An 11,938-nucleotide genomic window follows, 5' to 3' on the forward strand; every position below is an offset into this window, starting at 1 on the left:
ATTACACCAGTGTAGAAACCTTAGCACTTATTTTAAAGTATAGGAAGGACAATTCGCTTTATTAACCTCTCTGTAGTAGATGACATGGAAGAACAAAATACAGAAGACTTCGGGGATTTTGGTCGATATTGCTTCGTCAGTTGTTGGACAAAAGATGGTAGGGAATCTATACCATTGTGGAATATGTATACACCTCAAATGTCAGGTGTTAGAATTCGCTTGCCTGAGTATCCTTTTGATACCGAGATATTACCAGCGAATAAGGAAGGGGTAAAGGAAGACATTACCTATGATAAGGGCTTGTTGTCTCTACAACAAAATAATGATGTAATTGTTATGCCTTATAGAGCACAGCTTATAAGCGTCACATATACAGAAGATGAATCATTATTAAATCCAAAAAATCGTGACAGGATTAGGTCAAATATAACTATTACTACAGAAAACATGGGGGAATTCAAAAGGGCCTCGTGGAGTTTTCAAAAAGAGTATAGATATAAATTGCATATTCTTCCGTTCACATTGAAAGAACTAGATATGATGTTGAGGACTGGAATTGACCAGATAGTGAAAAGTTACGGAATCATATTCTTCCGATAACTCATATTGATTTGCATTTGAATGAAGAGTTATTTAAGGATATGGAAATACTTTTTGGTCCGAAAATATCAGAAGCCCAGAAAATTATTGTTGAGAATTTGGTTGAGAAGTATAATCCGAGTGCAAATATCCTAAAAAGTTCATTAAGAATAAAGTAACTTATCAATATTAGTCACATGTAGGGTTGGGAGAAATCCCAACCTTTTTAGCTAAAAAACTTTATAAAAATAAATATAGTTCAGGCGCAATTCGGTAACACCGCTCGATTATTTTGTTTCACGATTTGTTCCGCTACTTCTATGCGATTGAAATAAAAAGGGGGCGACGGTTTTTGTTTGCCAACCGGCAAACTGTGAACCGTCCCCACTATGCTTCATTGCCCACTTTCATAAGAATTGAAGCAACGATATTATAAATCCTTTTAGATTTCTAATATATCATTCATCAATGTATCTGCAATTACATCTTCTGCCGTCTATTTTCGGTTATTTTAGTCCGTCACTAACAATTCAATAATAAATGTATGTATTTTCGATTTTTGTATAAGTATATAATTTCATATTCCATTTAGGCATATAATCTTATAAAGGATGGATAATTTTTTTCGGGATAGAGCTACGTCATTAGACGAAAAGAATCATTAAACAAAGAATAGAGCGATTTCAATCAGAAATCGCTCTATTAAAAGTGTAAAATGATTCCTTTTAATTCCCTTTTATTCCTATAATATCTTCAACAAGAACCTTACCCCAAAAAGTATTTCTTCTTCGATACAAGTATCCCCATTATTTAATCTTCTCCAATATAGAATTACATTTTCCCTAAATTCTCTTAAATTAGGGTATTTTGATATATTTAAAAAAGTTTGGTTAGCTCTATGGATTTTACCGCTTACTCTTAACCTCAATATTATTGCTTCCTTTATAGCAAGTTGTTTTACAAATAATCGATTGAATTATAAGAGTGTTCGCCATAATGGTTATATTAAGTATGCTTTTCTTAGATTTCTGGTAAATGGTCATTTTATAAAATATTATTTTCTGCAGCTAATTAATGATGTTTTCCATTTTTTGTTTACTCACAAATAAAGGAGTTTTAGGAAATTTATACTAAGATATGTTTTATAGCAGGCTAAGAGGCTGTTATAATTAAACTAGTAATTTTTAGAAAATGTTTTTTATGGGATATAAGAAACAGCAACTACTAAGACCCAACATAAACATACCATTCCGGATAAAGAAGTGAAAATTTATAGTTCACTAAAAAAATGAAACCGTTATCAAGCTATATGCCAGATCCGGTAATTGCGTTTTGAGAACAAAAAAATATACCAACGATAATTCTGAATAATTAAGTGTACAGAGGAGAATACAATGAAGCTAGAACAAAGATTACTCCGACCCTTTACAAAAGCTAAATACCTAAGTGAAGAGAACTACAAACGTTATACGGCGATTATTCACTATCTGTATCATCAGCATGAGGTATATTATGCTCCTCCATCTTTACCGAATTCTATACTGAATTTTATCAAGGAAAACGATACCTTAGACTTCTTTATCGACTATGATCTTACTAAATTAGAAGCGGATTTAAATATGTTAGAAGGTTGGGGGAATGTCATTTCTCATCAAGATTCTGGGAATGTTAGTAGGATAGAAGATTTTAATCGTAGGAAATTACGGTATCAATGTACGCCTGAAACCATTGAGATTGAAAGGTTGTTCGAAAAACTAAATAGTCAAATTAATCGGGTGAAAGGTTCACTGGATTCTAATTTGGTGAATTCCCTCTCCAGTTTAATGATAGAGATAGAAACGTATAAAACAAAGTCTATTATGAGCAAAGAAGAAAGGAAAGAACTTAGCCAGCTTTGGAATCAAATTTTCGCTCAATTTGATAACCTACGAAAAGAGTCATCCGACTATCTAGGGATTATTCATAGTAGGAACATCGATGATGCGATGCAAAACAAAGAAATAAGCGCATTTCGGCTGAAATTTACAGAGTATTTAACAAGTTTTATTATTACACTCCAAAGGAATGTTCACATTATAGAGTATTCCATTGGTGAAATTGAAAAGGATCTCATCCATCGCGTCATAATAGCACTTATCACGGAGCATAAAGAGAAGCCTTCCTTGGATGAGCCTCTTTCAGAAGAAGAATATCAAGAAATCTATATGAATCAATGGAATGGCTTAAAGAAATGGTTCAAATACGATGAATACAATGAACGGTTTGTGGACTATCTATTGAAACAAACCAATGAAACTATTAGTCGTTTCACGAAATATTTGCAGCAAATCAGCGAACGAGACCAACAAATCAAAAGTCGTAAAAAGGATTTTGAACATATTGCCCGCTTATTCAAAAACGAAGAAAACTTAGGTTTGTGTCAAAAAAGTTTTGCTGCCATGACCAACGTTGAAAAACTTCACCACTTTGTCTCACAAGCTAATCGGGAAGTCGATTCAGATAAATTTTTATATGACCATGAACCTGAAGTAGTAGCGATTAAAAGTGCAAAAGACATTAATGTAAGAAAGGAAAGGAAAAGAGCCTCCATAGAACCCACACCAGAGGATTTAATGGAGATTGAACGGTTACGAAGGCAAAAAGAATACGAGGAAAATGAAATACAAAGGTTAGTCGAAAGAGGAACAGTCAAATTGTCCGAACTAGAAAATGTTCCACCTTTCATGAGAAAAATGTTATTGCAATGGATTAGTTACTCCAATGGAAGAGAAAAAATGAAAGGAAAAACTGACCAAGGCATACCGTATGTGCTGCAAATACAATCGGAAGACGACATTTCATTAAAATGTACAGATGGAATACTTACAATGCCGGATTATGTCTTTGAATTTGGGGTGCAAAGATGAAAATAGATATTTTCCATGATGAAGAACTAGAATATGACAAGAAAAATCATGTAAAACCTGTTGTAAGGGAATGTATCTATGAATTAATGGAACGCTTCTGGGTATTAAAGGATAAAAACGAACAGCTGTTTTATCAAATTAAAGACAATGAAGTAGAGATTAAAAAGTTCTTTCGAGATACCTTTCGTTACCGGTTAATATCCAATCATGATATGGTCAAAGTAGAAAAAATACCAGTGGTCCCACATTCTTGGATGGGGGAGAAGGAAGTTAAAAGCACACCCGTTTTTAAAAGCCAAATGGATTACGCTTTTTTCTTTTGGATTCTTGCCTTTCTGGAAGGGAAAAACGTCAATGAACAATTTTCTTTAAAAAATATGTGTGACTACATTCAAATTCAAGAAGAAGGCAAATTGGTTTGGAAAGAAGGAGCTGGATATCAAAACCGGTTATCCTTAGTTCGAACCATGAAATACGCAGTAAAAATGGATTTAATAGAAGTACGAGATAAAGATGTAGAGGATTTTGCCGGGAACCACAATCATGATGTGTTATTTCAGCGAACACTTTATAGTTCTTACTTTATGAGACGCTTTAATGAGGATGTCACCAATTGGGAATCGTTATCTGACTTTATAGCCTATCTCCAAAAAGAAAACACAGAAATGATAGATAGGAAACATCGTTATTATCGTCGCCTGTTTCTTGAGCCAATTGTCTATCATGACGAATTAACCCAAGATGAAATCGAGTATATCCGAAACTATTATGCGGGGGTAGACAACAACTTATACCGTTTTACCGACTACACCTTCGAACGATATAACCGTACATCCATGATAGTGAAGAATGAAGTTAATATGGGTGAGAATGTCTTCCCAACGGAAAACATGAATACCAAACTGATTATGTTGTTTGCGAATTATATTCACCAGAGGTCATTTGCGTATCCGTTGGATAAAAGGAACAAAATTGAATTAACCAAAACCGAATGTGATAGTATTCTCTCGGATTTAAAAAAGGAGTACCGTCAGTTCTGGACGAAAAAAATGCGACAACAAGATGTAGAAGAAATACGGGGGACATTATTAAAGGAAATGAAGAATTGGAGTTTTGTTGATGAACAGGAAGATGGCACCCTGTTATTAAAAGAGGGGCTATTTCGATTTGTCGGTGATTACTTCTATCAATAGGAGGAACCATAGTGGAAGAAATGAATGAAATTGACCGTTGGATAATGAATCGAGCTGTTTTCTATAATTATTGGTATTACCCGAACCAAGAACTAATCTTTAAGGATGGATGTGCTGTTTTAAGAGGACACAATGGTAGTGGTAAGTCGGTCACCACGCAAAGTCTTATCACTATATTGTTGGACGGAGATGTAAGAAGCCATAAATTAGACCCATTTGGCGGAAGAGAACGAAAAATTTCCGATACCGTACTAGGTGAAAAAGAATTATTGGGATTAAACCATCGGATAGGGTATATTGCATTGGAGTTTAAAAAAGGGAAATCAGGAGTGACCAAAACTATCGGAATGGGTATTGAAGCAGATAGAGAGAAGAAACAACCTAAGGTCTGGTACTTTATTATTAATGGAAAACGAATTGGTAATAGAGAAAGGGATTTACGACTTTATACAACCGAAACGATTGATGGAGAAGTAAGATCCATCCCCCGAAATGAAAAGGATTTGCGAATGACGATTGAGGGGAAACTTCAATGTGGGAAGGTCTATAACAATCGTGATGAATATGCGTCAATGGTTAACAAACAGCTATTTGGATTTGAAAATCTTGAAAGTTATAAAGGGTTAATTGATTTATTGCTTCAGGCGAGAAGCCCAAAATTAAGTGACCAAAACAAACCAGAAGGGGCAGCCTATGTATTAAATGATTCATTGCCTCAGCTGACTGAAGAAGAACTTCGACCGTTAACCTCTTCCATTGAATCAATCAATCGGTTAGAAAATGACCTCATTACATATAAAGAAGATTTAAAGGAAATCCGGAAATTACATGAAGTCTACCAGGAATACAATGAAGTGGCTTTTACAGAGAAGGCTGACTCATTTTTAAGGGCATACAAACAATATGAATGCACAAAAAAGAGGTTAGCAGAAAAGAGGAAAAAGCTAGAAGATAGTAATACCAAACTCGGATCCATAACCAAAGAAATTAGACAAGCCAATGATTCTTTAGAAGTCTATAAAACAGAAAAAGCCGATTTAGGTGTGGAAGAGATAGAGTCAGTTCTAAGTAAAAAAGACTCACAATTGAATCAATTAAAGAAACAAAAAGAACGATACGAATCCCTTTTGAAAAAAAAAGAAGCTGCAAAACAAGCGCATGATGTCTATAAAAAGAAATATGAAGAATCCGAAGCGAAAATGCTACAAACAGAAAGAGAATTGCTTGGATACATGGATGAACTTAAAGAAACTTCGACAGAACTGAGCTTTCCATTTCATTCCCAATATTTTGAACACTTCTCTCTGAATCACAAGGAGGATAAGGACTACGATTTCCGTACATGGGAGCAGTTACTCCGAAATTATAGGGCGACCATCAATAAGGCTAAAAGAGAAATAGAGAAATATGAACAACTGAGAAGAGATGTAACGACATTGGAAAACACGCTTGGGGAAATTCGAATGAAAATCGATGAAGCCCAAAGGAGAATTGATGAGACGGATGAAGAATATCAAGATGAATTACGGCATATTGGAGAAAAAATAGCCTACTGGGCAAAAGAGGCGACATCACTTGCTGTTCCAAGGGAGATAGTAGACGGGTTGTTATCTAATTTGGACGATATCTTTGATGTAATCGATAAAGAGAAATACTTGGGTGAGTTACAAAAACATGTTTCTGACATAGGAGAGAAGGCTCAATCCGAAGTACTACGCTTGAAGATGGAAATATCAAATGAAACACAAACTATTCTGTCCATTCAGAATGAAATAATAGAGTGGGAAAATGAAAAAGAGGTGGAGCCGGATTTTGTCCTTACCAAAAAGCAAGATTGGGATAAATTAAAGCAGGACAAGATACCATTCCAACCGTTTTATGAAGCATTTGAATTCCATAAAGGCATTGAGAACGAAGAACAAAGAATTATCCAGAACGTATTATATGAATCGGGCATTCTTTTGTCGGTTATTGTAGGTAAAGAGGATAGTGAACGCGCTGCTTCCTTTGCTTCTGTTTTGAAATACAACCAAGTAAAAAACAAAAATTTATACCAGGTTCTACATGCTGTTGAAAATCCAGAGTGGAACGACGTGTTAAAAGGTATCTCGTTTGAGAAACATGGTGATGCCTATGTTCTTGGCGATGGTACATTTCAAACCAGCTTTGTAAAGGGAAAGGCTTCTCTCTACAGTGGTGACGTCTATATCGGTAAAACTGCAAGAGAAAACTTTCGGATGAAAAAAATAGAAGAGTTGCAAACTCTAAAGGGAATCCATGAAGACGCCAAAAATGGATTAGAGCAAAATGTTAATGATTTTCAAAAGTTAAAAGAAAATATCCAATCGGAATTGGGTGCTTTTCCAATTCTTGACTCATTAAAAGAATTGCTAAAAGACATTGAATCGGAGAATGACCGGATTAAGAATGTGTATGAGCCGGAAGCTAAAGAAAAAAAAGAAAAAATTAACTTGTTAACTGACGAATCAAAGGATATTATGACAGCAGTTAAGCGAATGGATTTGCCAATCATGAGGTTGGAAGTGGATTATCTTGCAGATGAGGTCATTCGAATAGACGGATATGCGGAGTGTTTGCAGGACATTCAAAATAGTTATAAAGATAGAGTTACAGCTTCCGATAATATTGAGAATTTCATGGAACAAGCAAAAATACAGTCTCAATTAGAGCAAGATCACCATTCTGATATGGTGGATGTCGAGCTTGATATCCAAAAGATTAATAAGTCCATCAAGGGACTGAATAGACGATTAGAAGAATTAGGGGAACAGAAAATTCTACAACGAGTGGAGGAACTTTCGAAATTAATCAACGATACCATTCCAAATCTCTTGCGCCAACTATACGGGGATGAGACGGAAACTAAGCGTGATATTACTGATTTCACAAATCAAATCGAAGCAATAGAGCAAAATGAAATTCCGTTTGATAAAACGGTATTCGAAGCTTGGGAAAATTTGTTTCATGAACAAGTAAGACTTGGGTACGTGGAATTTGAGGAAAATATCGTTACCCTACAAGAAAAAGCCCAAAATGCACTCACGAGACTAGGGCATTTAATCGATAAAAATCGAACCAAAATTGAGGGCGTAAAGAAAAGATTGAATCAGCGTTTTCAAAAATGCGCGGTGGACTATCAAAAGTATGAACCTATCTTAGATAATACTCAGTCAGAACATATACCCGTCTACGAGACCCAAGATGACACGAAAATACAAAGTATCAACTTCATCAGAGAACAGATGTCTCGAATTATTGTTACGCTAGAGATAGATGAAATCCGTTTATCTCCAAAAAATGTAGTTGACCGATTATCAAAACGGATAGAGGATATGGAAAGAGATGCGAATGAAAAAGATAGAGAATTGTACCAAGAAATTCTCATTAACACTTTGGGTGACAAAATTAGACGGAAGATACAGTATGTGGAAGCTTGGGAAAAAGAAATGAACAAATTTATGGAGCATAAAAACCTAATTAAATTCCGAATCAAATGGGTTCCGAAAGATTCGGAAAAACCGGAGGAAATGAACACGCGAGCACTAGTAGAAGCATTGAAGAAAAATACCAGATGGATAGATATTGATGAAATCAGTAATCATTTCCGCTCAAAAATTAAAGATGCCAAACGAAAATATGAAAATGAAGCTGAAGCTAATCTCCAACAAATCATGAAGGAAGTGTTGGATTACCGAAGCTGGTTCCACTTTGAAATATATTTCACCAAAAAAGGGGATAAGGAAAAGAAACTAAACCGGAACACCTATGGGGAATTAAGTGGAGGGCAGCGCGTTTTGGCAATGGTGACCCCCGTACTGGCAGCTCTTTATTCTAAATATATGGAAGGAAGAGAAGATGCCCCAAGAATCTTCACATTAGATGAAGCATTTGCCCGTGTGGACGAAGAGAGCATCAATGTAATGTTTGAATACATCTACAAGCTGGGATTTAACTACATTCTTAATTCTCAGTCGCTGTGGGGATGTTTTGAGTCCGTGCCTTCCCTTAATATATACGAATTATCTAGACCGGATAATCGTCCGTTTGTAGCCATTCAATCTTACTACTGGAATGGAAACAAAAGAGTAACCGTAGATGAAGCTTGGATGCAACGAGAAAAAGAAGGGGAAATGGTCAATGTCGCCACTTGAGGAACTAGTTGAAATGTTTAAACAGGAAAATGGCTTTAATCGGCTTTTTTCCTCCTTTTATGAACGTTACAGAAGCTATGGAAGACTTGAGAAAGGAATAACGGTAATCATTGAAAAACCGACAGAATTGGAACGTGATGCAATTGGCGGGTTGATGGGACACGATTATTCCAAAAAGAAAAAAATAACCATTACGGCATCACAGTTTGAAAGAGGCTTGCAGAAAACCAAATATGGGAAATGGATCCCGGATATCTCCTTAACGGAAATCGTAGAGTTATATGTTGGTGAAAAGTTGTTAACCAAAAAAGAAGCCGCAAGTACCTATTTAGAAGATAGGTCTTCTTTTTTTCTGTCGTTCAAAACGCCTGAACATCCAGATGAATTACACCAAATTGTCGATTGGATATTGAGTGTAGAGAATAAAAATAATCGTTATTACGCCCAATTCAAACAAAATAAAGCGGGGATTGAAAAGAATCTGAAGACCTTATCTCTACTTTTTCAATCGTTCCCTTTGAAGGAACCCGTTTATCTGCCCATATTTGCTTCGAAAGTTACGCGAAACCCTCATGCGTTTGACGGAGGAACAGAGAGAGGTGAAATCTTAATCCATGCCTTACAAGTTCTACAAGAAATTATGACCGGCGCCAAAATAAAACCTTCCTTAAACGCAGAAGAAATAAATGAGTTATTGTTTAAATTCAACCTATTAAGAGATGATTTAACTAATTATGTCACCATTTTTAATATAGAGGGTACCAATCATTCAGGGGAGCCAAACGAGTTATTGCGAGGTTTAGTGACAGAAAAAAGTGCTGTGAATCTTCCTCTTAAAGAGGTCATGAAACTAAGTATGGTAAGTGCTAAGAACAATACTGTATTCATGATTGAAAACTCAAGTGTATCATCCTATATCATTGATGAATTAATAAGGCTAAATAAGGATGTTTCAATTATCTGTGGAAATGGCTTCTTAAAACTAGCTACCCTGAAATTCTTGGATATCTTTATCCGAAACGGAGGAACTATTTATTATTCAGGTGATTGTGATCCGGAAGGAGTAGGAATTGCCCAAAGGTTAATAAGTCGGTATGGTGAATCTGTTCGTTTATTTCTCTGTGATAGAGCATCATACCTTAAGTCTTTATCAGATGAAAGCATAGAACCATCACGACTAGCTCAATTAGGAAATAATATAGAAGATAAGGAACTTCAAGAAGTGAAGGATGAAATGCTAGCTCATAAGAAAGCAGGTTATCAAGAAAATATTTTGGATGAAATTTTGACATATGTGATGAATGATTTATATATTTAGTCGTCTACGGCGTGAATTATATTTAGCAATTAGACCACTGGTAGCCCATACTCCAACTTTTACAGCGTTGCACCAACACTATACAACTCGACCTAAAATAAGCCAATAAAGAACAACAGTCCCATATTGCATTGTGCTGCAAGTTAAAGTTTAGGTGCCAGCACCACCCGAATTTTCATTGTATTTTGAAGGCGAAAACTTTTAGTTCGATTTGAAAGTTCTTCCCCTTTTATTTATTTCAACACGGTTCTGTACATTCGCACTCCATACTAATTACCTAAATCCTACACGGCAAGGCATTTCCATCAGACAAATTTAATATCCCATTAAATCGGTCAACACATGGTTTTAGGTAATGAAATTGAAATTCTCCCGCTTTTTTGAAATAAAAAAATCCTTTAGGTATGACTCTTTTTCATCTGGAAGTAAATGGTTAACTGGTGGTATAATAAGTTTAAATCATACCTAGGAGGATGGTATTTATTGAGGAAAACATTCATTGCATTTTATTATCATCATTCCTTTTAATAAGCTGTAGCGGAGAATCAATTTCAAACAAGAATGAGAGTCATAAAAAAGATCATGATACATAAACTGTGGTGAGCTCAAGGAAATCGAACATAGCTGATACAAAAACTGCTAACAAAGAAAGTACAACTAAGAAGTCAGAGCCCAAGTTAAGAGCGGATGGAAAATGGATCCAGATGGATGCAAGACTATATTACTTACAAGGCACTATTAAACGAATCGGTAAAAATCAAGATGGTACAATCTCAATGACCCTTTTGGCAGAAAAAACGTTTGATAATCCTGCTAGCGGAGCTCAAATCCCTTTTGAAATAGGCAAAGAATATTCCTTCTTACTTAAAGAACTGCCTTCAAAAGATCTTTTAAATCAAAAGGTAATAATTTATGGAGGAGGAATTACATCAAATGACCGAGACCGTTTTTTAGGCGCGAAAATTGCTTACTTCCTTAAGAACAAACACTTTGTTGATTTTAATGGCAATGAAGCTGTTCTCCCACCAACTGATTATCCTTATGAACTTTAAATAAATCGAACAAAAAAGAGGATGCAGGAACTGATGGCATCCTCTTTCTATATTATTTTGCAAGTTGGGCTGTTTCCAATGCGGCAATTTAATACAGCACTTCAGTTACTCTCTTCATTTCAACTTTTGAGCCTAAAACATGACCGCACTCAGGTTTTACTGAACGATTTGCCAAGAATCGTATGAACTAGAAAATGCGCGAGCTGCAAATGAAGGTTACGAGCAAAGTTATCAATTCTTTCTGATAACTCCCTTTTTCTCCAGGTTCACTAGTATCCCTTTGTTCTTAAACCTGTTGTAGGCAATGAATTTATTTAGATCCTTAAGTGTCAGTGTTGAAGGATGTACCGCAAGTTCGTAGTCTTTTACTTTTGCAAGCAAAGATAGTGCGAAATCAATTTGTTTATCGGTGAGGGAATAGTCTTCGGACTGCTCTTTTATTTGTCCTGCTGTAGCTTTTTCGAGCGTGGCAGCGTGTTCTTTTATTCTTGCATCGACGAGTGCTTCGACTTCGTCTTGGCTGACTCCTTTTGGTTGTGGTTTGGCCGGTTCTGATGAGCCTAGCAACATATTTAATATACTTTTCAGCATGTTTTCACTCTCTTTCGGAAAATGATCGGTTTATTTATAAGTGCTACACTACCATTTTAAGATTTTGCCAGGAAAAAACAATGGTTTATGGGGAAATTTGTTTAAATTTACTATGTTTCAGTAAATT

8 protein-coding genes and 1 pseudogene are annotated in these 11,938 nt (G+C 35.6%); 7 read left to right on the forward strand and 2 right to left on the reverse strand.

Annotated elements, in window-relative coordinates; genetic code table 11:
* The first annotated feature begins 84 nt into the window (after window positions 1-84).
* A complete protein-coding gene (locus tag BN1002_RS09600; RefSeq protein WP_148362753.1) occupies window positions 85-600 on the forward strand; it encodes a DUF2971 domain-containing protein in 516 nt (171 codons plus the stop codon).
* A 721-nt stretch (window positions 601-1,321) separates the two neighbouring features.
* Here the strand turns inward: BN1002_RS09600 and BN1002_RS23680 are convergent.
* Entirely contained in the window at window positions 1,322-1,507 is a 186-nt protein-coding gene (locus BN1002_RS23680; RefSeq protein WP_148362754.1) for a hypothetical protein, read from the reverse strand.
* 466 nt (window positions 1,508-1,973) lie between these two features.
* Here BN1002_RS23680 and BN1002_RS09605 point away from each other — a divergent pair, with 466 nt between their 5' ends.
* The 6 genes and pseudogenes from BN1002_RS09605 to BN1002_RS09625 all read left to right on the forward strand — a co-directional run bounded on the left by BN1002_RS09605 (window position 1,974) and on the right by BN1002_RS09625 (window position 11,220).
* Entirely contained in the window at window positions 1,974-3,485 is a 1,512-nt protein-coding gene (locus tag BN1002_RS09605; RefSeq protein ID WP_048824809.1) for a TIGR02677 family protein, read from the forward strand.
* On the forward strand, window positions 3,482-4,678 hold the full coding sequence (locus tag BN1002_RS09610; RefSeq protein ID WP_048824811.1) for a TIGR02678 family protein: 1,197 nt from the start codon (window positions 3,482-3,484) through the stop codon (window positions 4,676-4,678). The genes BN1002_RS09605 and BN1002_RS09610 overlap by 4 nt, the downstream gene beginning before the upstream one ends.
* Before the next feature lie 20 nt (window positions 4,679-4,698).
* Window positions 4,699-8,850, forward strand: coding sequence for a TIGR02680 family protein (locus BN1002_RS09615; RefSeq protein WP_231575098.1), 4,152 nt, complete (start codon window positions 4,699-4,701; stop codon window positions 8,848-8,850).
* A 13-nt stretch (window positions 8,851-8,863) separates the two neighbouring features.
* On the forward strand, window positions 8,864-10,168 hold the full coding sequence (locus BN1002_RS09620) for a TIGR02679 domain-containing protein (RefSeq protein ID WP_269429819.1): 1,305 nt from the start codon (window positions 8,864-8,866) through the stop codon (window positions 10,166-10,168).
* Window positions 10,167-10,314: pseudogene (locus BN1002_RS23685) on the forward strand (IS110 family transposase); the annotation flags it as partial. The gene BN1002_RS09620 and the pseudogene BN1002_RS23685, both read left to right, overlap by 2 nt.
* Window positions 10,315-10,872: 558 nt before the next feature.
* Complete coding sequence (locus tag BN1002_RS09625; protein ID WP_148362755.1) at window positions 10,873-11,220, forward strand: hypothetical protein; 348 nt, start codon at window positions 10,873-10,875, stop codon at window positions 11,218-11,220.
* A 231-nt stretch (window positions 11,221-11,451) separates the two neighbouring features.
* Here the strand turns inward: BN1002_RS09625 and BN1002_RS09630 are convergent, their stop codons facing one another.
* On the reverse strand, window positions 11,452-11,811 hold the full coding sequence (locus BN1002_RS09630) for an ABC transporter ATP-binding protein (RefSeq protein ID WP_231575013.1): 360 nt from the start codon (window positions 11,809-11,811) through the stop codon (window positions 11,452-11,454).
* Between the last annotated feature and the right edge of the window lie 127 nt (window positions 11,812-11,938).

It is taken from the genome of Bacillus sp. B-jedd (assembly GCF_000821085.1).
In the GTDB taxonomy this organism is placed as follows: domain Bacteria; phylum Bacillota; class Bacilli; order Bacillales; family Cytobacillaceae; genus Bacillus_D.

Bases quoted from the DNA above. Each gene is read 5' to 3' on its own strand.
- BN1002_RS09615 (WP_231575098.1), top strand. From the start codon at position 4,699: ATGAATGAAATTGACCGTTGGATAATGAATCGAGCTGTTTTCTATAAT.
- BN1002_RS09620 (WP_269429819.1), top strand. From the start codon at position 8,864: ATGTTTAAACAGGAAAATGGCTTTAATCGGCTTTTTTCCTCCTTTTAT.
- BN1002_RS09610 (WP_048824811.1), top strand. From the start codon at position 3,482: ATGAAAATAGATATTTTCCATGATGAAGAACTAGAATATGACAAGAAA.
- BN1002_RS09605 (WP_048824809.1), top strand. From the start codon at position 1,974: ATGAAGCTAGAACAAAGATTACTCCGACCCTTTACAAAAGCTAAATAC.
- BN1002_RS09625 (WP_148362755.1), top strand. From the start codon at position 10,873: ATGGATGCAAGACTATATTACTTACAAGGCACTATTAAACGAATCGGT.
- BN1002_RS09630 (WP_231575013.1), bottom strand. From the start codon at position 11,811: ATGCTGAAAAGTATATTAAATATGTTGCTAGGCTCATCAGAACCGGCC.
- BN1002_RS09600 (WP_148362753.1), top strand. From the start codon at position 85: ATGGAAGAACAAAATACAGAAGACTTCGGGGATTTTGGTCGATATTGC.